The sequence below is a fragment of the Citrobacter sp. CRE-46 genome (assembly GCF_059615875.1).
The window spans coordinates 3,648,246-3,670,029 of the sequence record NZ_CM184341.1 but is presented as its reverse complement, the minus strand read 5'-3'; the positions used below and the strand labels follow the sequence as shown (position 1 = coordinate 3,670,029).

The 21,784-nt window shown below is 52.5% G+C and carries 18 protein-coding genes and 7 tRNA genes; 3 read left to right on the top strand and 22 right to left on the bottom strand.

Annotation, left to right across the window (positions count from 1 at the left end; translation table 11 throughout):
* The first annotated feature begins 206 nt into the window (after positions 1 to 206).
* Positions 207 to 689, top strand: coding sequence for a zinc ribbon-containing protein (locus tag AC534G_RS18070; protein ID WP_110498574.1), 483 nt, complete (start codon positions 207 to 209; stop codon positions 687 to 689).
* A 96-nt stretch (positions 690 to 785) separates the two neighbouring features.
* Here the strand turns inward: AC534G_RS18070 and rihA are convergent, their stop codons facing one another.
* From rihA to miaB, 10 genes are all read right to left on the bottom strand, one after another.
* Positions 786 to 1,721, bottom strand: coding sequence for a pyrimidine-specific ribonucleoside hydrolase RihA (gene rihA / locus AC534G_RS18065; RefSeq protein WP_110498573.1), 936 nt, complete (start codon positions 1,719 to 1,721; stop codon positions 786 to 788).
* A 116-nt stretch (positions 1,722 to 1,837) separates the two neighbouring features.
* On the bottom strand, positions 1,838 to 2,563 hold the full coding sequence (gltL, locus tag AC534G_RS18060) for a glutamate/aspartate ABC transporter ATP-binding protein GltL (RefSeq protein ID WP_000631392.1): 726 nt from the start codon (positions 2,561 to 2,563) through the stop codon (positions 1,838 to 1,840).
* On the bottom strand, positions 2,563 to 3,237 hold the full coding sequence (gene gltK / locus AC534G_RS18055) for a glutamate/aspartate ABC transporter permease GltK (protein ID WP_038638772.1): 675 nt from the start codon (positions 3,235 to 3,237) through the stop codon (positions 2,563 to 2,565). Before gltK ends, gltL begins: the two co-directional genes overlap by 1 nt.
* Entirely contained in the window at positions 3,237 to 3,977 is a 741-nt protein-coding gene (gene gltJ, locus AC534G_RS18050) for a glutamate/aspartate ABC transporter permease GltJ (RefSeq protein ID WP_038638776.1), read from the bottom strand. The genes gltK and gltJ overlap by 1 nt, the downstream gene beginning before the upstream one ends.
* 159 nt (positions 3,978 to 4,136) lie before the next feature.
* A complete protein-coding gene (gene gltI / locus AC534G_RS18045) occupies positions 4,137 to 5,045 on the bottom strand; it encodes a glutamate/aspartate ABC transporter substrate-binding protein GltI (protein WP_110498572.1) in 909 nt (302 codons plus the stop codon).
* Positions 5,046 to 5,403: 358 nt separating this feature from the next.
* Entirely contained in the window at positions 5,404 to 6,942 is a 1,539-nt protein-coding gene (lnt, locus tag AC534G_RS18040) for an apolipoprotein N-acyltransferase (protein ID WP_038638779.1), read from the bottom strand.
* A gap of 24 nt (positions 6,943 to 6,966) precedes the next feature.
* Positions 6,967 to 7,845 carry a CNNM family magnesium/cobalt transport protein CorC gene (gene corC / locus AC534G_RS18035; RefSeq protein WP_038638785.1) on the bottom strand — a complete coding sequence of 293 codons (879 nt, stop codon included), beginning with the start codon at positions 7,843 to 7,845 and terminating at the stop codon, positions 6,967 to 6,969.
* Between the two features lie 96 nt (positions 7,846 to 7,941).
* Positions 7,942 to 8,409: an rRNA maturation RNase YbeY gene (gene ybeY / locus AC534G_RS18030; protein WP_003835559.1), complete on the bottom strand. Its 468-nt coding sequence runs from the start codon at positions 8,407 to 8,409 to the stop codon at positions 7,942 to 7,944.
* Positions 8,406 to 9,452: a PhoH family protein gene (locus tag AC534G_RS18025; RefSeq protein WP_019076268.1), complete on the bottom strand. Its 1,047-nt coding sequence runs from the start codon at positions 9,450 to 9,452 to the stop codon at positions 8,406 to 8,408. The genes ybeY and AC534G_RS18025 overlap by 4 nt, the downstream gene beginning before the upstream one ends.
* Positions 9,453 to 9,605: 153 nt before the next feature.
* Complete coding sequence (miaB, locus tag AC534G_RS18020) at positions 9,606 to 11,036, bottom strand: tRNA (N6-isopentenyl adenosine(37)-C2)-methylthiotransferase MiaB (RefSeq protein ID WP_038643077.1); 1,431 nt, start codon at positions 11,034 to 11,036, stop codon at positions 9,606 to 9,608.
* Positions 11,037 to 11,183: 147 nt separating this feature from the next.
* Here miaB and ubiF point away from each other — a divergent pair, with 147 nt between their 5' ends.
* Entirely contained in the window at positions 11,184 to 12,359 is a 1,176-nt protein-coding gene (gene ubiF, locus AC534G_RS18015; protein ID WP_110498571.1) for a 3-demethoxyubiquinol 3-hydroxylase, read from the top strand.
* Between the two features lie 104 nt (positions 12,360 to 12,463).
* Here the strand turns inward: ubiF and AC534G_RS18010 are convergent.
* The 12 genes from AC534G_RS18010 to nagB form a co-directional block, all read right to left on the bottom strand.
* Positions 12,464 to 12,538: transfer RNA gene (locus tag AC534G_RS18010), tRNA-Gln, on the bottom strand.
* Between the two features lie 35 nt (positions 12,539 to 12,573).
* Positions 12,574 to 12,648: transfer RNA gene (locus AC534G_RS18005), tRNA-Gln, on the bottom strand.
* Between the two features lie 43 nt (positions 12,649 to 12,691).
* Positions 12,692 to 12,768: transfer RNA gene (locus tag AC534G_RS18000), tRNA-Met, on the bottom strand.
* Positions 12,769 to 12,788: 20 nt separating this feature from the next.
* Positions 12,789 to 12,863 (bottom strand) — tRNA-Gln (locus AC534G_RS17995).
* Between the two features lie 38 nt (positions 12,864 to 12,901).
* A tRNA-Gln gene (locus tag AC534G_RS17990) sits at positions 12,902 to 12,976 on the bottom strand.
* A gap of 23 nt (positions 12,977 to 12,999) precedes the next feature.
* A tRNA-Leu gene (locus AC534G_RS17985) sits at positions 13,000 to 13,084 on the bottom strand.
* A gap of 8 nt (positions 13,085 to 13,092) precedes the next feature.
* Positions 13,093 to 13,169 (bottom strand) — tRNA-Met (locus AC534G_RS17980).
* Between the two features lie 223 nt (positions 13,170 to 13,392).
* The gene (gene asnB, locus AC534G_RS17975; RefSeq protein WP_038638793.1) at positions 13,393 to 15,057 is read right to left on the bottom strand and encodes an asparagine synthase B; all 1,665 of its coding nucleotides are present in this window, start codon (positions 15,055 to 15,057) and stop codon (positions 13,393 to 13,395) included.
* A 251-nt stretch (positions 15,058 to 15,308) separates the two neighbouring features.
* Positions 15,309 to 16,061 (bottom strand): ribonucleotide monophosphatase NagD, encoded by a 753-nt coding sequence (gene nagD, locus AC534G_RS17970; RefSeq protein WP_038638796.1) that lies wholly within the window; start codon positions 16,059 to 16,061, stop codon positions 15,309 to 15,311.
* 57 nt (positions 16,062 to 16,118) lie between these two features.
* Positions 16,119 to 17,339, bottom strand: coding sequence for a DNA-binding transcriptional regulator NagC (gene nagC / locus AC534G_RS17965; RefSeq protein ID WP_038638799.1), 1,221 nt, complete (start codon positions 17,337 to 17,339; stop codon positions 16,119 to 16,121).
* Between the two features lie 8 nt (positions 17,340 to 17,347).
* Positions 17,348 to 18,496, bottom strand: coding sequence for an N-acetylglucosamine-6-phosphate deacetylase (gene nagA / locus AC534G_RS17960; RefSeq protein ID WP_069323162.1), 1,149 nt, complete (start codon positions 18,494 to 18,496; stop codon positions 17,348 to 17,350).
* Between the two features lie 60 nt (positions 18,497 to 18,556).
* The gene (gene nagB / locus AC534G_RS17955; RefSeq protein ID WP_003022803.1) at positions 18,557 to 19,357 is read right to left on the bottom strand and encodes a glucosamine-6-phosphate deaminase; all 801 of its coding nucleotides are present in this window, start codon (positions 19,355 to 19,357) and stop codon (positions 18,557 to 18,559) included.
* A 342-nt stretch (positions 19,358 to 19,699) separates the two neighbouring features.
* Here nagB and nagE point away from each other — a divergent pair, with 342 nt between their 5' ends.
* The gene (nagE, locus tag AC534G_RS17950; protein ID WP_038638803.1) at positions 19,700 to 21,649 is read left to right on the top strand and encodes a PTS N-acetyl glucosamine transporter subunit IIABC; all 1,950 of its coding nucleotides are present in this window, start codon (positions 19,700 to 19,702) and stop codon (positions 21,647 to 21,649) included.
* The last annotated feature ends 135 nt before the right edge of the window (positions 21,650 to 21,784 follow it).

Genomic DNA, 21,784 nt, shown 5'->3' with positions numbered 1-21,784 from the left:
CTACAAACGTAGCTCTAGATGTGGTGTTTCAGATCCGCATAGCATAGCCCAAACGCCCGCGCCAAAACAGCCTTTCGCGCATTCAGCGTTGAATTCCCGCAAGGATAATTCTTGCACGAATTTACACACTCTGTGGACAGTCTTGCAAAGCGTAGCGTAAATAACGTCTATTATTATAGACAGTTAACGACCCAGGAGGTGAAGTGATGAACAAGGTTGCTCAATATTACCGTGAACTGGTGGCTTCACTGAGCGAACGCCTGCGTAACGGCGAACGCGATATTGATGCGCTGGTGGAGCAGGCGCGTCAGCGAGTTATGCAGACCGGGGAGTTAACGCGAACCGAGGTGGAAGAGGTCACCCGGGCCGTCAGACGCGACCTGGAAGAGTTTGCGTTGAGTTATGAAGAGAGTCTCGATGAAGAGAGTGACAGCGTCTTTATGCGGGTTATCAAAGAGAGCATCTGGCAGGAACTGGCCGATATTACTGATAAAACGCAGCTCGAATGGCGCGAAGTGTTTCAGGATCTTAGCCATCATGGGGTTTATCACAGCGGCGAGGTGGTTGGCCTGGGCAATCTGGTCTGCGAGAAGTGCCACTTCCATTTAGCGGTATACACCCCGGATGTACTGCCGCTGTGCCCGAAATGCGGCCATGACCAGTTTCAACGTAGACCGTTTGAGCCGTGATCGCTTATTGCCGGATGGCGACGCGAAGCGTCTTATCCGGCCTACAAACTGCACGATTTTGTAGGCCGGATAAGCGTTAGCGCCATCCGGCGTGTATTAGGCGTAAAACTTCAGCCGTTCTGCCAGCAAATCGACAAACCCCTGGCGATCAACGTCCACCATCACGGTTGCGTTAGGTTTATTGCCGCTCAGGAAATAGTAGTCCACCACCGTCATCCCCTGGGTATATTTGCCCTGCGTTTCCACGCCAACCCAACGTTCAACGGTAGTAAACAGTTCAGGTTTCAGCAGCCAGGCAATGGTACACGGGTCGTGCAGCGGCGCGCCGATGAATCCCCATTTTTCGTCTTTATGATATTCAAAGAAAAAGTCGAGTAGTTCAGCCACGATCGTCGAAACAGGGTTGCCGATAGTGCGGAATCGCTCGGTATCTTCACGATGTATTTGCGCTTTATGCGTGACGTCCAGACCTGCCATCACCACAGGGATACCCGACTGGAATACGATCTCAGCGGCTTCAGGATCGACATAGATATTGAATTCCGCCGCGGGCGTCCAGTTCCCGAGGCCCATCGCACCGCCCATAATCACGATACGGGCGATTTTGGCGTGCAGCTCAGGATGGCTGTTCAGAAGCAATGCCACGTTAGTTTGCGGCCCGGTGGAGACAATCGTGACCGGTTCCGGGCTTTCGCGCAGGGTTTTCGCCATCAGTTCCACGGCGGTACAGTCCAGAGGAGCGAAAGCGGGTTCCGGCAATGCCGGACCATCCAGTCCACTCTCACCGTGGACGTTATCGGCAATAATCAGATCGCGCATCAGCGGTTTTACGGCTCCGCCGGCTACAGGGATATCCGTACGGTTGAGTAACGTTAACATGCGTAATACGTTACGCAGCGTTTTGTCGGGCGTCTGGTTGCCAGCAGAAGAGGTGATTGCTTTCACATCCAGTTCAGGTGAGGCGAGGGCGAGAACAATTGCGATAGCGTCGTCATGACCTGGATCGCAATCAAACAGGATAGGAAGTGCCATTGTTGCTCCTTGTAAGTGGGACTTTGTGACAAGGTTAACGCTGGGCTGTACCTGTTTCGAGGAGTGAAGAGATAAAGCGTGAGGTGGCGCGCACATAGCGGTGCGCGCCAGCAAGATTAGTGCAGGATTTTCGCGAGGAAGTCTTTGGCGCGGTCCGATTTCGGATTGGCGAAGAACTCTTCTTTCGGTGAGTCTTCAACAATTTTCCCTTCATCCATGAAGATCACCCGGTTCGCCACTTTCCGCGCAAAGCCCATTTCGTGGGTAACCACCATCATGGTCATCCCTTCATTGGCCAGTTCAACCATAACGTCCAGAACTTCGTTGATCATTTCAGGATCAAGCGCCGACGTCGGTTCGTCAAACAGCATAGCGATGGGATCCATGCACAGCGCCCGGGCGATGGCGACACGTTGTTGCTGTCCCCCGGAGAGCTGAGCCGGAAACTTTTCGGCATGGGCCGCCAGACCGACACGCTCCAGCAGCTTCTGCGCTTTTGCGCGGGCAGGCGCTTTATCGCGTTTCAGCACTTTTACCTGCGCCAGCGTCAGGTTTTCAATGATCGACAGATGTGGAAACAGTTCAAAGTGCTGGAACACCATGCCCACACGGGAGCGCAGTTTGGCCAGATCGGTTTTTTTGTCGTTCACCACGGTGCCATCAACCGTGATGACGCCCTGTTGTACCGGCTCCAGACCGTTCACGGTTTTGATAAGCGTGGATTTACCGGAACCTGAAGGACCGCAGACCACGACCACTTCACCTTTTTTCACTTCCGTAGAGCAGTCGGTCAGCACCTGAAAGTGACCATACCATTTAGAAACATTTTTCAGGGTAATCATTAAACTGTCCTTTTCTTCAAATAGCTGACCAACAACGATGCGCTCAGACTGAATACAAAATAAACGGCGCCAGCAAACAGGATCATTTCAACCTGCGTGCCGTCACGCTCGCCAATAGTGGAGGCGGTACGGAAGAAGTCTGCCAGACTTAATACATAGACCAGCGAGGTATCCTGGAAGAGTACGATGCCCTGGGTAAGCAGCAGCGGCACCATCGCGCGGAAGGCCTGCGGCAGAATAATGAGCTTCATCGACTGCCAGTGGGTCATCCCCAGCGCCAGCGCGGCGCTGGACTGCCCGCGAGAAATACTCTGGATCCCTGCCCGGATAATCTCTGAGTAGTACGCGGCTTCAAACATTGAAAACGCGACCATCGCCGAGATCAGGCGAATATCGGTCTTTGGCGACAAACCCAATACGTTTTGCAGGAAGCCGGGCACAATCAGGTAGAACCACAGCAGTACCATCACCAGTGGAATGGAACGGAATACGTTGACGTAGCCTTTCGCAAACCAGGCAATCGGCGCGAAGCTGGACAGACGCATGACGGCCAGGATAGTTCCCCATACGATACCGATGACGACCGCCGTGACGGTAATTTTCAGCGTGATCATCAGCCCATCCAGCAGATACGGCAGGGAAGGGACAATAGAACTCCAGTCAAATTCGTACATTATTTGCCTCCCATATTGCCCGGCAGGCGGATCTTGCGTTCGACGAGATTCATCACCAGCATGATGACAGCGTTAATCAGCACGTAGGCCAGAGTAATGGCCGTAAACGATTCCCAGGCGTGGGCGGAGTAATCCAGCAGTTTCCCCGCCTGCGCCGCCATATCGACCAGGCCGATAGTAGAAGCGATCGCGGAGTTCTTCACCAGGTTCATCATCTCTGAGGTCATTGGCGGAACAATCACGCGGTAAGCGTTTGGCAGCAGAACATAACGATAAGCCTGCGGCAACGTCAGCCCCATCGCCAGCGCAGCGTTTTTCTGTCCACGAGGCAGAGACTGAATAGCAGCGCGAACCTGCTCGCAGACGCGCGCGGCGGTAAACAGCCCCAGACAAAGCATGGATGAAAGGAAGAACTGAATATTGGGATCCAGTTCTGACTTGAACCACATACCAATGTTTTCTGGCAACAGTTCAGGAATGACCAGATACCAGGTAAAAAATTGGACAATGAGCGGAACGTTACGAAACAGCTCAACGTACAGCGTGCCGATCCCGGCAAGGAAGCGGTTGGGAACTGTACGTAAAATGCCGAATAAAGAACCGATGAGGAAAGCGATAATCCAGGCCGTAATGGATAACGCGACCGTGACCTGGAAACCACTCCAGAGCCAGCCGAGATAGGTGGTGTTGCCGAACGGGGCTTGTTGTAAAAAAATGCCCCAGTTCCAGTCTATAGACATAAATCTACTCCAGAAAAAAAAGGGTAGCAGCGCTACCCTCGAAGATTGTTATTCAGCGTTTTGCGGTTTTCAGGCCTGATGGGGAACGACCATCAGGCTTATAGTCTGTCCGTGCCGAGTAGCAATCGAGAGGGAGGGGAAGCCTCCCATTTATTTTAGTTAGTTAAGCGCTTTATCATTCGGTTCTTTGAACAGAGCTTTCATCTCATCTGACAGTTCGAAATTCATGTTCAGGTTCTTCGGTGGAATTGGGTTTTTAAACCACTTATCAAACCATTTCTCTGCTTCGCCTGAGGTCTGCGCCTTGGCGATCGTGTCGTCCATCAGTTTTTTGAACTCAGGGTCATCTTTGCGCAGCATGCAGCCATAGGCTTCCTGAGACTGCGGCTTGCCGACGATCTCCCAGTTGTCTGGTTTCTTCGCCTTCGCGCGTTCACCAGCCAGCAGGGCATCATCCATCATAAAGGCAACGGCGCGACCGCTTTCCAGAGTACGGAAAGAGTCACCGTGGTCTTTCGCGCTGATGATGCGCATGTCCATTTTTTGTTCTTCGTTCAGCTTGTGCAGCAGCACTTCTGAGGTGGTGCCCGAAGTCACGACCACGGCTTTGCCTTTCAGGTCAGTGAAATCTTTGACGTCGCCGCCTTTTTTCGCCAGCAGACGGGTGCCGACAACGAAAATGGTGTCAGAGAATGCCGCTTGTTTTTGACGCTCGACGTTGTTGGTGGTGGAACCACATTCAAAGTCGAAGGTACCGTTTTGCAGCAGCGGGATACGGTTCTGTGAGGTAATCGGGATCAGTTTTACCTGCAGGTCAGGCTTGTTGAGTTTTTTCTTCACGGCTTCAACGATGGCGTTGGAGTAATCCTGTGAATAACCGACCACTTTTTGCTGATTATCGTAGTAAGAAAACGGTACCGATGATTCACGGTGACCGACAACGATAACGCCATTTTTGGCGATCTTGTCCAGCGTGCTGCCTGCCGCTGGTGCCGCATCTTCTGCGTGCGCCAGACCGGCGGACATTCCCATGACCAGCATGGCAGTGGCGAGCTTACGTAATTGCATATCCAACTCCTTTATCGTCTGCGCCAGGGACGCATTGATACCCATTGTGATGTTGTTATTGTTTGCTACTTAAACGTGCAGTCTTGTATATGTTTGTTAACATTTAGTTTGGATGAATGTAAAGAATTTGCTGTGTTATTGTTTATTTTTGCGAAGTGCGCCGCACCATTTGGGGGCAAAAATATCTTGTTGCACATTTCAGGTGCTACCAAAGATCAACTTTGGTGCGACCAGGTTGCACATTCAGCCAAAACTGCGTTTGCCTTGTATAACAAAGCAATAGACGTGCCAGAATGGGCAAGGTAGGGAGTTTGTCGGCCGGATAAACAAAGTCGTTATCCGGCCCGGGGAAGGAAGGTTATTTACGACGCTGGCGCAGGCTCATTACCAGCGCGCCAAAGCCAAACAGTGCGGTAAGCAGCCATAGCGGCCAGTTACCGGTACGGGCATACGGGGTTAAGCCCGTGGTTGGCGTTACGCTGGTGGTCAGAACCTGGCGGGTAAACTGCGGGATCATCGCCTGAATCTCACCCTGTGGACCAATCACCGCCGTAATACCATTGTTGGTGCTACGCAGCAGCGGGCGCGCCAGTTCCAGGGAACGCATACGCGCCATCTGGAAGTGCTGCCATGGGCCGATAGACTTACCAAACCACGCATCGTTAGAGATGGTGAGCAGATAGTCCGTATCCGGGCGGAAGTTATCACGAACCTGTTCGCCAAGAATGATTTCGTAGCAGATTGCTGCGGTCAGCTTAAAGCCGTGCGCATGCAGCTGTGGCTGCACATACGGCCCGCGGCTGAACGACGACATAGGCAGGTCAAAGAACGGCGCTAATGGGCGCAGGATCGATTCCAGCGGGACAAACTCGCCAAACGGTACCAGATGGTTTTTATTGTAGCGGTTACTGGAGTCGTAGCTGTACGGGCTGTCTTTACCCAGCGTGATGATGGTGTTGTAGGTGTCGTAACGGTTCTGCTTATTCAGCCGCGCGTCTACGATACCGGTAATCAACGTGCTGTTTTTCGATTTCAGCAGATCATCCATCATGCTCAAAAAACGCTGCTGGTTAATTTCCAGGTCCGGGATAGCGGACTCCGGCCAGATGATCAGCTGTGATTTACCCATTTCGGGCTGGGTGGCGTCGAGATAAATTTTCAGCGTGTTAAGTAGCTGACCCTCATCCCACTTCAGTGACTGCGGAATGTCACCCTGTACCATCGAAACCTGAGTTGTTTTTTCCGGCTCAAGCGTATACCACTGGATATAGCGCAGCGGGAAGGGCAGAGCGAAAAGCACCACGCCAGCAATCAGCGGTTTCCAGTTGCGCGTCACCAGCGCCAGCGCCAGCAGGCCGCTGACCATCATCAGCAGGAAGTTAATCGCTTCAACGCCCATCACCGGCGCCAGCCCTTTTAACGGGCCGTCAATCTGGCTGTAACCAAACTGCAGCCACGGAAATCCGGTCAGGACCCAGCCGCGCAGGAACTCGGTTATCTGCCAGACAACCGGCGCGGCAATGGCGACGCGTAGCCAGGTTGTTTTCGGCCACAGGCGTGACAACACGCCAGCAAACAGACCGGTATAGAGTGAAAGGTAGGCGGCAAGCAGTACCACAAGGAAAACGTTAACCGGACCTGGCATACCGCCAAACTGCGCGATGCTGACGTAGACCCAGTTAATGCCGGAGCCAAACAATCCCAGGCCCCAGAAGTAGCCGATAGCGGCTGACTGAAGTGGACGGCGGTTGAGGGTGAGAGCCTGCAGGCCCATCAGCGATACGATCGCCGCAGGCCAGATGTCATACGGAGAGAAAGCCAGCGTCCCGCAGGCACCGAATAATAACGCCAGCAGCAGGCGAATGCGCTGGCGTTCAATTAGTGAGGCAAATGCCATGTAGTCTTAGATCCAGTTTCGGGTTTATTCGTCCAGTTTGGGCTGGGGTGAGTCGTCCGGAATTCTGACATGAACCTGAATAATACGACGGCTGTCGGCCATTGCCACTTTGAACTGGTAACCATCAATGTCGATAGTCTCCCCACGAGCGGGAAGATGACCAAAGGCCTGCATAACCAGACCGCCAATGGTATCGACTTCTTCGTCGCTAAAGTGGGTGCCAAAGGCTTCGTTGAAGTCCTCAATTGGCGCCAGCGCGCGAATGGTCCAGGTGTGGCGACTGAGCTGACGGAAATCAATATCGTCTTCTTCGTCGTACTCATCTTCGATTTCACCAACGATCAGTTCAAGGATGTCCTCAATGGTCACCAGACCAGAGACACCGCCGAACTCGTCGATGACGATAGCCATATGATAACGCTGGGAGCGGAACTCTTTCAGCATGCGGTCAACACGCTTGCTTTCCGGTACGACAACCGCCTGGCGTAACACTTTCTCCATGCTGAAGGCTTCGGCATCGCTGCGCATAAACGGCAGCAGATCTTTGGCCATCAGAATCCCTTCAATGTGATCTTTGTCTTCGCTGATCACCGGGAAACGCGAGTGGGCTGACTCGATAATGACATCGAGGCATTCATCCAGGGTCTGGTTGCGTTTCAGGGTAATCATTTGAGAGCGGGGGATCATGATGTCGCGAACGCGCTGGTCCGCAATGTCCATCACCCCTTCGAGCATATCTCGCGTATCTTCATCGATAAGGTCGTTCTGCCCGGAATCACGGATCAGCTCCAACAATTCGTCACGGTTTTTGGGTTCACCGTGGAAAAGTTGGCTCAGTAACAGGGAAAAAAATCCCTTTTTGCTGGTTAACGTGTCACTACTGTGTGAATTGTCGTCGCTCATGGCGTCGTATGGGTTCTCATGTTAGTTAATAGGTCGCTCAATGCGCGTAAACTCAGCGCATGGCTTCATGGGAAGCCCGGGCTGATGCCCGACGGCTTATTCCTTCTCGGCAATGTACGGATCCTCATAGCCCAGAGCAAGCATAATCTCTGTTTCAAGGGATTCCATTTCTTCCGCTTCATCATCTTCGATATGGTCGTAGCCGAGTAAATGCAGGCTACCGTGCACCACCATGTGCGCCCAGTGTGCCTCAAGCGGTTTACCTTGCTCCTGCGCTTCTTTCTCAACCACCTGGCGGCAGATGATCAGATCGCCCAGCAGTGGCATCTCAATGCCCGGCGGGGCTTCAAACGGGAAAGAGAGCACGTTGGTTGATTTATCTTTCCCGCGATAGGTCAGGTTCAGCTCGTGGCTTTCCGCGTCATCAACCAGGCGAATCGTCACTTCAGACTCTTCCTGAAACTGCGGGATTACCGCATCCAGCCAGCCCTGAAACTGACTTTCTGTGGGTAAACCAGATTCGTCTTCACATGCCAGCTGTAAATCGAGAATAACCTGACTCATTTTTGCTCCTGCTCCTGAGCTTCGCGCTTGCGTTCCGCTGCCAGCTCGGCTTTTCGTTTCTGTTCTGCTTCTTCCCAGGCTTCATACGCCGTGACGATACGGGCGACTACCGGGTGGCGAACCACGTCTTCGCTATGGAAGAAATTAAAACTAATCTCGTCGACTTCGGCCAGCACCTCAATGGCATGACGCAGACCGGACTTAGTGCTACGCGGCAGGTCAATCTGAGTGATATCGCCGGTGATGACCGCTTTGGAGTTAAAGCCGATACGGGTCAGGAACATTTTCATCTGTTCGATGGTGGTGTTCTGGCTCTCATCAAGAATGATGAACGCATCGTTTAAGGTACGACCGCGCATATAGGCCAACGGTGCCACCTCAATGACGTTACGCTCGATCAGCTTTTCGACCTTCTCAAAACCGAGCATTTCGAACAGCGCGTCATACAGCGGACGTAAATAGGGATCGACTTTCTGACTCAGATCGCCTGGCAGGAAGCCCAGTTTTTCGCCGGCTTCCACTGCCGGACGGGTCAGCAGAATTCGACGGATCTCCTGGCGCTCAAGCGCATCGACCGCAGCGGCAACCGCAAGATACGTTTTACCCGTACCCGCAGGGCCAACGCCGAAGGTGATGTCGTGATCGAGGATGTTAGCGATGTACTGCGCCTGGTTCGGCGTACGCGGTTTAATCACTCCGCGCTTGGTTTTGATATTCACCGCTTTGCCAAATTCCGGCACGCTGTCCGCGCTTTGCTCAAGCACACGCGCTTCTTTAATCGCCAGATGAATTTGCTCAGGTTCAATGTCCTGCGTCTGACCGCGCATTGGGGCGGTATCGACATACAGGCTGCGTAAAATATCAGCCGCAGCGGTGACGCAAATTGGGCGACCGGTCAGCTTAAAGTGGTTATCCCGACGGTTAATTTCGATGCCGAGGCGACGTTCCAGCTGTTTGATGTTGTCATCAAATGGACCGCAAAGGCTCAACAGACGGGCGTTGTCTGCGGGTTCAAGGGTGATTTCGCGAGTGTCTATGTTCAAACTGTTCCTCTTTAGCATGTCTCGCCGGACGCTGAACATTTACCGGCATCTAAGGAAATTATTCACGCCACAGGGAAAAGGCGCAAGCATTGCAATAAATATGGGGATTGCGGGAGGAAATACAAGGCCCGTCAGAGCTGACGGGCCAGAAGATTAAGGCTGGTAAATACCGACGCCCAGATCGTTTTCTTTGCGGGTACGCGCAATGACCGACTCAGGGGATTCTGCGATGCGCAGGCCCATTTCGTCTTCGGTGCGCACCACTTTACCGCGCAGGGAGTTCGTCCAGACATCGGTAATTTCAACATCCACAAACTTACCGACCATTTCCGGGGTGCCTTCAAAGTTCACCACGCGGTTGTTTTCGGTACGCCCTGACAACTCCATGATGCTCTTACGTGATGTGCCTTCAACCAGAATACGCTGGGTTGTGCCGACCATACGGCGGCTCCAGGCCATGGCCTGCTGGTTAATACGCTCCTGCAGGATATACAGACGCTGTTTTTTCTCTTCTTCTGGTACGTCGTCAACCATATCGGCAGCCGGGGTGCCAGGACGCGCAGAGAAGATAAAGCTGTAGCTCATGTCAAAATTCACGTCAGCAATCAACTTCATGGTCTGCTCGAAATCCTGTGTGGTTTCGCCAGGGAAGCCAACGATGAAATCCGAGCTAATCTGAATGTCCGGACGCGCCGCGCGCAGTTTGCGAATGATCGCTTTATATTCCAGCGCGGTATGGGTGCGGCCCATCAGATTCAGTACGCGATCTGAACCGCTCTGTACCGGCAGGTGCAGGAAACTCACCAGCTCCGGCGTGTCGCGATAAACTTCAACGATATCATCGGTGAATTCGATCGGATGGCTGGTGGTGAAGCGGATACGGTCAATGCCGTCGATCGCCGCAACCAGGCGCAGCAGGTCAGCAAAAGATCCTGTCGTGCCATCATAGTTCTCACCGCGCCAGGCGTTCACGTTTTGCCCAAGAAGGTTCACTTCACGCACGCCTTGCGCCGCAAGCTGAGCGATTTCAAACAGGATGTCATCCGCCGGGCGGCTGACTTCTTCACCGCGGGTGTAGGGCACCACGCAGTAAGTACAATATTTATTACAGCCTTCCATGATGGACACAAACGCGCTTGGACCTTCAGCACGCGGTTCCGGCAGGCGGTCAAACTTTTCGATCTCCGGGAAACTGATATCAACTACCGGGCTACGGCTAGTGCTTCCACGCACTTTGTTGATCATTTCCGGCAGACGATGCAGAGTCTGCGGCCCAAAAATAATATCGACGTAGTGGGCGCGCTGGCGAATATGATCGCCTTCCTGAGATGCGACACAGCCGCCGACACCGATGATGAGATTGGGATTTTTCTCTTTTAACAGCTTCCAGCGGCCCAACTGATGGAAAACTTTTTCCTGAGCCTTCTCACGGATTGAGCAGGTATTCAGCAGCAGCACATCCGCTTCTTCCGCCACGTCGGTCAGTTGATACCCATGAGTGGCATCCAGCAGATCGGCCATCTTCGATGAATCGTATTCGTTCATCTGACAGCCCCAGGTTTTAATATGGAGTTTTTTGGTCATCGACTTGCTCTTGCGAAATTGTGGCTGAAATGCAGGGCGCATAGTGTACTGCTTTGGCGCGGTTGTGACCAGTATGACGGATGTCAGCCTCAAGGGGTAAAAAATCCTGTAAACTTACACAATACATGTAACAGGATGATTGACCACATGACAAATCAACCAACGGAAATTGCCATTGTCGGCGGGGGGATGGTCGGCGGCGCGCTGGCGCTTGGACTGGCGCAGCATGGATTTACGGTAACGGTCATTGAACATGCCGTTCCCGCGCCGTTTGTGGCTGATGGACAGCCCGATGTCAGAATTTCCGCCATTAGCTCCGCCTCGGTGTCGTTGCTGAAAGGGCTGGGGGTCTGGGATACGGTTCAGGGTATGCGCAGTCATCCTTACCGTCGTCTGGAAACGTGGGAATGGGAAAATGCCCATGTAATGTTTGATGCCGCTGAGCTTAAGTTACCTTTACTGGGTTATATGGTGGAAAACACGGTTCTGCAACAGGCACTCTGGCAGGCGCTGGAAGCCCACCCGAAAGTCACGCTGCGCGTACCGGCGTCATTGATCTCTCTGCATCAACATAACGATCGGCATGAGCTTGAACTGGCTGGCGGTGAGAAAATCAGCGCGAAGCTGGTGATCGGCGCGGACGGCGCAAATTCTCAGGTGCGGAAAATGGCCGGGATTGGTATTCATGCCTGGCAGTACGCGCAGTCCTGCATGTTAATCACCGTACAATGCGAGAACGCACCCGGCGACAGCACCTGGCAACAATTCACGCCTGACGGTCCGCGCGCATTTTTACCGCTGTTTGATAACTGGGCCTCGCTGGTGTGGTATGACTCACCGGCGCGTATCCGCCAACTGCAGGGTTTGAGCATGTTGCAACTGCAGGCGGAGATCGCCAAACACTTCCCGTCGCGACTCGGAAACGTTACGCCTGTGGCGGCGGGGGCATTCCCGCTTACGCGTCGTCACGCGCTACAATATGTCCAGCCAGGTCTGGCGTTGGTGGGTGATGCCGCGCATACCATTCATCCGCTGGCGGGGCAGGGCGTTAATCTGGGGTTCCGTGATGTGGATGCGCTGATTGACGTGCTGGTTAATGCGCGCAGCTACGGTGAATCCTGGGCCAGTCAGCCGGTACTGAAGCGCTATCAGAATCGTCGTATGACTGATAATTTCATTATGCAGAGTGGGATGGATCTGTTCTACGCCGGATTCAGCAACAACCTGCAGCCGCTGCGTATCATGCGTAATCTCGGGTTAATGGCCGCAGAGCGCGCAGGCGTACTGAAACGTCAGGCCTTGAAGTATGCGTTAGGATTGTAATTCAGGCAGGCCTACGGGGGAAATACGTAGGCCTGATAAGCGGAGCGCCATCAGGCGATAAACGCAGAAAAGCAAAAAGCTCGCCGAAGCGAGCTTTTTTAATATGGCTGGGGTACGAGGATTCGAACCTCGGAATGCTGGTATCAGAAACCAGAGCCTTACCGCTTGGCGATACCCCAACGGGCGCACCCACAATGTGGACGACTTTTGAAATTGGCTGGGGTACGAGGATTCGAACCTCGGAATGCCGGAATCAGAATCCGGTGCCTTACCGCTTGGCGATACCCCAACAATATTTTGGCTGTACCGAACGAGTCGATACGTCCTTAATATGGTGGCTACGACGGGATTCGAACCTGTGACCCCATCATTATGAGTGATGTGCTCTAACCAGCTGAGCTACGTAGCCATATATTACTTATTCTTCGATGGCTGGGGTACCTGGATTCGAACCAGGGAATGCCGGTATCAAAAACCGGTGCCTTACCGCTTGGCGATACCCCAATGACCGTTGCGGTGAACCGCTATATCGAAGAAAAAAATGGCTGGGGTACCTGGATTCGAACCAGGGAATGCCGGTATCAAAAACCGGTGCCTTACCGCTTGGCGATACCCCATCCGTGCAACGCTTACGGGTGAATGGTGCGGGAGGCGAGACTTGAACTCGCACACCTTGCGGCGCCAGAACCTAAATCTGGTGCGTCTACCAATTTCGCCACTCCCGCAAAAAAGATGGTGGCTACGACGGGATTCGAACCTGTGACCCCATCATTATGAGTGATGTGCTCTAACCAGCTGAGCTACGTAGCCATCTTTTTTTCGCGTAACCTTATCGGCGTTGCGGGGCGCATTATGCGTATTGAGCCTTGAAGCGTCAACCCCTTTTTCATTGAAAATAGCTGGAATGTGACTGTTTGGTTAGGTTGCGAACAGCATGGCGCAATATTCGGCAATTATTAGTTATTAATTGTTTTTTTGCACAGAAAACAGACATAAAAAAAGAGCCCCGTAGGGCTCTTTTCTAAGGATTAACTTATTTATAAGCGGACTGATGTACGCCAACCGCACGACCAGAGGGATCGTTCATGGTTTTAAACGCTTCATCCCATTCAATCGCTTTGGCAGAAGAACAGGCTACTGATGGCCCGCCAGGCACGCATTCCGCCGCGCTGGCAACCGGGAACAATTCTTCAAAAATCTCACGGTACAAATATGCTTCTTTAGACGATGGCGTGTTGTAAGGGAAACGGAAGCTGGCGGTTTCCAGTTGTTGGTCAGAAACTTGCTCAGCAGCCACCTCTTTCAAGGTATCGATCCAGCTGTAACCGACACCATCAGAGAACTGCTCCTTCTGACGCCATGCGACGCTGGCAGGCAGGTAAGATTCAAAACATTCGCGCAGCACATGTTTTTCCATTTTGCCGTTGCCGCACATTTTATCCTGCGGGTTGATGCGCATCGCCACATCAAGGAATTTCTTATCCAGGAAAGGCACGCGAGCTTCCACACCCCAGGCAGACATCGCTTTGTTGGCGCGGGCGCAGTCGAACATATGCAGCGCCTGCAGTTTACGCACGGTTTCTTCATGCAGCTCTTTCGCGTCTGGCGCTTTGTGGAAATAGAGATAGCCGCCGAATACTTCGTCAGAGCCTTCACCCGACAGCACCATTTTAATGCCCATCGCTTTAATTTTACGCGACATTAAGTACATCGGCGTTGAGGCGCGGATCGTTGTGACATCGTAGGTTTCGATGTGATAAATCACGTCGCGGATAGCATCCAGACCTTCCTGCACGGTGAAGTGGATCTCATGGTGCACGGTACCCAGATGGTTCGCGACCTCTTGCGCGGCTTGCAGATCCGGTGCGCCTTCCAGGCCGACGGCGAAGGAGTGCAACTGCGGCCACCAGGCTTCGCTACGTTCCTGATCTTCAACACGGCGCGCCGCGTATTTTTTCGTAATCGCGGAAATGACCGAGGAATCCAGACCACCGGACAGCAGTACACCATAAGGAACATCTGACATCAGATGGCTTTTCACCGCATCTTCCAGCGCCTGACGCAGCTCGTTTTTATCGGTCACGTTGTCTTTGACCGCATCGTAATCAAACCAATCACGCTGATAATACTGACGAATTTCGCCGTCCTTACTCCACAAATAGCTACCGGCCGGGAATTCTTTGATTGTGCGGCATACCGGAACCAGGGCTTTCATTTCAGACGCGACGTAGAAGTTACCGTGTTCGTCGTACCCCATATACAGTGGGATGATCCCGATGTGATCGCGACCAATCAGATAAGCGTCCTGTTCGCTGTCGTACAGGGCAAAAGCAAACATGCCTTGTAGGTCATCCAGGAACTCCGGGCCTTTTTCCTGATACAGCGCGAGGATAACTTCGCAGTCTGAACCGGTCTGGAACTGATAGCGATCGCCGTATTCCGCGCGCAGCGCCTGATGGTTATAAATTTCACCGTTAACCGCCAGGATATGCGTTTTCTTCACGTTGTACAGCGGCTGAGCACCGGCATTGACGTCGACGATGGACAGACGTTCGTGCGCCAGAATGGCGTTATCACTGGCGTAAATACCTGACCAGTCCGGGCCGCGATGGCGCATCAGACGAGATAATTCCAGGGCTTTTTTACGCAGTTCAACTGCGTCAGTTTTAATATCGAATACGCCAAAAATAGAACACATAACCTTCTCCGTTAACCTGTTGCGTGATGCTTTTTATGTTTGCTTGATAAAGAAAATGCCGCAAAGCGGGAGAGGGCGCAAGCGAATTACGGTGCGGAAAATAAAAAACGCAATGGTCATTGCTGATTGGTGAAAAAAGATTACGTAATGAGCGCTATTATTGATGAATCAGCAGTGAAAAGATGAATTTATTGAATGGGCGTGTTTTTCAGGCCGGATAACTTGCAGGTATTGTTTTCCGGCCAAAGAGATTAAATGACGTCTATCTCAGCAACGGACGGATAAATCCAGCTCGGTCTGAACGGCATGCTGTCGATGTCGTCAAGCGTTGAGACGCCAGACAATACCAGAATGGTTTCCAGACCGGCCTGGAAGCCCGCCAGAATATCGGTACGCAGGTTATCGCCAACGATAACGGTCTCTTCCGAGTGCGCCTGCATTTTGTTGAGCGCCGCGCGAATAATCCACGGGCTGGGTTTGCCGACATAAAACGGCTTACGGCCAGAGATTTTCTCGATACCGGCGCACAGTGCACCGCAGGCGGGATAAAAGCCGCGGCCGTGAGTATCCGGGTTTGTGGCGATGAAACGCGCGCCGTTAGCGACAAAATATGCCGCTTTATGCATCATGTCCCAGTTATAGGAGCGCGTCTCGCCAACAATCACAAAATCGGGGTTCACGTCGGTAATGGTAAACCCGGCTTTATACAGCTCATGAATTAACGCGCCTTCACCTACCACGTAGGCTTTTTTGCCTTCCTGGCGACGAAGAAAATCAGCGGTAGCCATGGCGGAAGTATAAAAGACGCTATCGGGGACATTCACTCCCGCGGTGGCGAAGCGGTTTGCCAGATCTTGCCCGGTCTGTGAAGGATAGTTAGTCAGCAGAACTAACGGCAGGCCTTTTTCCAGGATCCCGGTCAGAAATTCTGCCGCACCCGGTACGGCGACATTGTCGTGCATCAGCACGCCGTCGATATCACAAATTACATTCTTAATGGTCATGAACAACCCAGGGAATTAGTTATGAGTCTTATAGTAATCCACTACTATATGAGAGCATTAGTTTTCCAGCAAACGTTGCAGCAGTGTACCGTTGAGCATCGCGCGCTTCACCAGCGCAAAGGCGCCAATGGCGGAACGGTGATCCAGCGTGGAACGAACCACCGGTAAATTGTGGCGAAATGCTTTCAACGCCTGCGTGTTGATACAGCTTTCTATTGCAGGCAGCAGCACTTTATCTGCCTCAGTAATTTCGCCTGCAATGACGATTTTTTGTGGGTTAAACAGGTTGATGGCGATGGCGATGGTTTTACCCAAGTGGCGACCAACGTGTTCAATCACTTCTGCTGCCAGGTTATCGCCCTTATTTGCCGCCTTACAGATAGCTTTAATATTGCAATCATCCAGCGTGAGTCGGCTGGGATAACCCTGTTTCAGTAAGTTTTGCACGCGGTGCTCGATAGACGCATTGGCGGCAATGGTTTCCAGACAGCCGAAGTTACCGCAGTGACAGCGCTCACCCAGCGGTTCAACCTGAATGTGACCAATCTCGCCCACGTTGCCATTGCGACCGATGAAAATTCGGCCATTGGAAATAATTCCCGCCCCGGTTCCGCGGTGAACTCGCACTAAAATGGAGTCTTCGCAATCCTGGCTTGCCCCGAAATAGTGCTCAGCCAGCGCCAGGCTGCGGATATCGTGACCGACAAAGCAGGTAACCTTGAAGCGTTTTTCGAGCGCCTCGACCAGCCCCCAGTTTTCGACCTGAATGTGCGGCATATAACGAATGACGCCGCTTTCAGGATCAACCAGGCCGGGCAGGATGACGGAAATCGCAATCAGCTCGCGGATTTTCCGCTGGCAGCTGTCAATAAAAGTGGCAATGGTGTTGAGCAGCGCATACTCCAGCGTTTCCTGGGTGCGCTCCGGGAGAGGGTAATGCTCTTCGGCGACCACTTTACTGCTCATATCATAGAGCGTGAGCGTCGTGTCGTGACGGCCCAGACGTACGCCAATGGCGTGGAAATTGCGGGTTTCGGTGACGATAGAGATAGCGCGGCGGCCCCCGGTGGAGGCCTGCTGATCGACTTCTTTGATCAGCCCGCGTTCGATCAACTGACGCGTAATTTTGGTTACGCTGGCGGGGGCAAGCTGGCTTTGCTCGGCAATTTGAATACGCGAGATTGGCCCATGCTGGTCAATCAGGCGATAAACCGCCGCGCTGTTAAGCTGTTTTACGAGATCAACATTACCTATTTGAGCTTGTCCGCCTGGTGTCATTCTTTCTCTTACTCAGTAACGACCTCGTTGCCATTAACGATGGTCTTGATGATTTTAAAGTCGTGCGTAAACGCAGTCAGGTTGGCTACTTTGCCTGGCGCGATGCTGCCGAGTCGTTTGTCGACGCCAATGGCGCGAGCAGGGTAGAGCGTTGCCATGCGTAACACTTCGTCGAGAGCGATATTCGCATGTTCGACCAGATTGCGTACGCCTTCAATCATGGTTAATGATGAACCGCTCAATGTACCGTTCTCATCAACGCACAATCCATTTCGGTAGTATATTGTTTTACCAGCGAAAATGAACTGTTCAATATTGGCACCTGCCGGCGCGGTCGCGTCGGTGACCAGGCACAGCTTGTCGCCTTTCAGGCGCTTGGCATTACGGATGTTAACGTAGTCAACATGCAGACCATCAGCGATGATACCGCAATAAATATCGGCTTCGTCAAGAATAGCGCCCGCCAGGCCCGGTTCGCGGCCCGTTATATAAGGCATGGCGTTAAACAGATGCGTTGCAAAGGTAATCCCTGCGCGGAAGCCGATTTTGGCCTCTTTTACCGTCGCATTGGAGTGACCGGCGGAAACCACGATACCTGCATTTACCAGTTTGGTGATGACCTCTACCGGGACCATTTCTGGCGCCAGCGTCACTTTGGTTATCACGTCAGCATTATCGCACAGGTAATCAACCAACGCAGCGTCCGGTTGACGGACAAATCCCGGATTATGGGTGCCTTTTTTCACCAGATTGAGCCACGGACCTTCCAGATGAAGTCCTAATGCCTGATTCGGGTGTTTCGCCAGGTATTCACGCATGACGCGAACGCCTTGTTTCATCAGGTCATCGCTGGTGGTGATAAGCGTAGGCAGATAGTTGGTGCAGCCTGATTTTTCATTGGCTTTCTGCATGATTTCCAGCGTTTCGACGGTCACGGCTTCTGCCGTATCGTTAAACTGTACGCCACCGCAGCCGTTTAGCTGTACATCGATAAAACCGGGGGAAATAATGGCCCCATTCAGTGAGCGCTGTTCAATTCCTGACGGTAACTCAGCCAGTGGGCAAACGCTGTCAATCAGGCCATTGGCGACAACAATCGCATGGTCATCAAGAATTTCGTGACCGGTAAAGATCCGGCCCTGGGTTAAAGCATACATTCCGACCCCCGATTTCAAAAAATGCCGCCCTGCAACTTATCGACAGGGCGGAGACATCAATTACAGACCTTTAATATTTTCCGCTTCTAACTCGTTAAAGTATTTCAGCGTTTTCACTTTCAGTTCCATGGTGGAAGGCTCATCGCACACCACAACGGCTTTTGGATGCAACTGCAGACAGCTGATGGTCCACATGTGGTTAACGTTGCCTTCAACGGCGGCTTGCAGCGCCTGCGCCTTCTGGTGACCCAGTACCAGGATCATCACCTCTTCGGCATCCAACAGGGTGCCCACGCCCACAGTCAGGGCATATTTAGGCACCTGGCTTACGTCGCCGTCAAAGAAGCGTGAGTTAGCAACACGCGTGTCGTGAGTCAGCGTTTTGATGCGGGTACGGGAAGCCAAAGAGGAGGCTGGTTCGTTGAACGCGATGTGACCATCGTTGCCTACACCGCCCATAAACAGGTGGATTTTACCGTAAGAACGGATTTTTTCTTCATACTGACGGCATTCTGCATCAATATCCGGCGCGTTACCATTGAGGAGGTTGATGTTTTCTGCTGGAATATCAACGTGATCAAAGAAGTTACGATGCATGAAGCTGTGATAGCTTTCCGGATGCTCTTTCGGCAGGCCAACATATTCGTCCATATTGAAAGTAACAACATGCTTGAAGCTCACCTGGCCCGCTTTATGCATTTCAACCAATGCCTTATAAGCTGTCAGCGGAGTACCGCCCGTCGGCAGGCCCAGAACGAACGGGCGATCTGCCGTTGGTTTGAACGCGTTAATACGGTTAACGATATGGCGAGCAGCCCATTTGCCGACTTGTTCAGCGGTATTCAGGGGGATCAGTCTCATTCTTCACCTCAAAAGTAAATGTAAGCAATTGGCGGATTGAGTCTCTGTGCAGTATTAAGCGTAACCTGGTTTTGCATCGGTAAGGATCAATCCGTTTCGATTTTTTGAATGATAAAATAAGTTTTCGTAGTTAGCCAGTGAAAGGGAGGGTTAATAACGATATTTGGTGACTGTAATCACAAAAAACACGCGTTTAATTTGCGATACGAATTAAATTTTCACACACTCAGAATGTAGATGAATGGTTAATATCGTTGATCCAGAATCTTGCTGTCAGGAATGGTTGCACAATAAAAATATGGCTTCAAAGAAGCCTAATCGGGGTCTCGTAGGGGGAATAAAATGAATATTTTAGGTTTTTTCCAGCGGCTGGGTAGGGCGTTACAGCTCCCCATCGCTGTGCTGCCAGTCGCGGCACTGTTGCTGCGATTCGGCCAACCAGATTTACTAAACGTACCTTTTATCGCGCAAGCGGGTGGGGCTATCTTCGATAACCTGGCGCTGATTTTCGCTATCGGTGTGGCTTCCAGCTGGTCAAAAGACAGCGCGGGTGCGGCAGCGCTGGCGGGTGCGGTCGGTTATTTCATATTGACCAAAGCAATGGTTACCATTAACCCGGCCATCAATATGGGTGTACTGGCGGGTATCATCACCGGTCTGGTTGGCGGTGCGGTGTATAACCGTTGGTCTGGTATCAAACTGCCTGACTTCCTGAGCTTTTTTGGCGGCAAACGCTTCGTGCCGATCGCCACTGGCTTCTTCTGTCTGGTGCTGGCTGCTATCTTCGGTTACGTGTGGCCGCCGGTGCAGAACGCCATCCATGCGGGTGGTGAGTGGATCGTAGGCGCTGGCGCGTTGGGTTCCGGTATTTTTGGTTTCATCAACCGTCTGCTGATCCCAACTGGTCTGCATCAGGTTCTGAATACCATCGCCTGGTTCCAGATTGGCGAATTTACTAACGCCGCTGGCACTGTTTTCCACGGTGACATCAACCGCTTCTATGCGGGTGACGGCACTGCGGGTATGTTCATGTCTGGTTTCTTCCCAATCATGATGTTTGGTCTGCCGGGTGCGGCGCTGGCGATGTACTTCGCTGCTCCGAAAGCGCGTCGCCCGATGGTTGGCGGTATGCTGCTGTCCGTTGCGATCACCGCGTTCCTGACCGGTGTTACCGAGCCGCTGGAATTCCTGTTCATGTTCCTGGCGCCACTGCTGTATCTCCTGCACGCACTGTTAACCGGTATCAGCCTGTTCGTTGCGACGCTGCTGGGGATCCACGCGGGCTTCTCCTTCTCCGCAGGTGCTATCGACTACGTGTTGATGTACAACCTGCCGGCAGCAAGTAAGAACGTCTGGATGCTGGTCGTGATGGGGCTGGTCTTCTTCGTCATCTACTTCGTGTTGTTCAGCGCGGTTATTCGTATGTTTAACCTGAAAACGCCGGGCCGCGAAGATAAAGAAGACGATATCGTTACAGAAGAAGCGAACAGTAATACTGAAGAAGGTCTGGCTCAACTGGCAACCAGCTACATTGCTGCGGTTGGCGGTACCGATAACCTGAAAGCGATTGATGCCTGTATCACCCGTCTGCGTCTGACTGTGGCCGATTCTGGTCGCGTAAACGATGCGATGTGTAAACGCTTAGGCGCATCGGGTGTCGTTAAGCTGAACAAACAAACTATCCAGGTCATCGTAGGTGCGAAAGCGGAATCCATCGGCGACGAAATGAAGAAAGTTGTGGCGCGTGGCCCGGTTGCGGCAGCGTCTGCTGAAAGTGCACCAGCAGCAGCGGCCCCGGTGGCAAAACCGCAGGCTGTAGCGAACGCAGTCACCGTTGAAGCGCTGGTTTCTCCGATTACCGGTGACGTCGTTGCGCTGGAGCAGGTTCCTGATGAAGCCTTCGCCAGCAAAGCGGTAGGCGACGGCGTTGCGGTGAAACCAACAGATAAAATCGTGGTTGCTCCGGCTGCGGGCACTATCGTGAAAATCTTCAACACCAATCATGCGTTCTGTCTGGAAACCGTTAAAGGCGCGGAAATCGTAGTCCATATGGGTATCGATACCGTCGCTCTGGAAGGTAAGGGCTTTAAACGCCTGGTTGAAGAAGGTGCGGAAGTGACGGCGGGTCAACCGATTCTGGAAATGGATCTGGATTTCCTGAACGCCAATGCACGTTCCATGATTAGCCCGGTTGTGTGCAGCAACAGCGATGATTTCGGCGCTCTGGTCATTAAAGCCGAAGGTCATGTGGTTGCCGGTCAGACACCACTGTATGAGATTAAAGGTAAATAACTGCTCCTGAGTAAAGTGAGTTAAATGCCTTAAGCGGCGGGGGATATTCCTCCGCCGCTTTTTTTTGCAGCAATTGGCCCCAATATTTTCGATTGATACATATTTTGCGTAACTAAAGGTTGTCAGTCTGCCTGG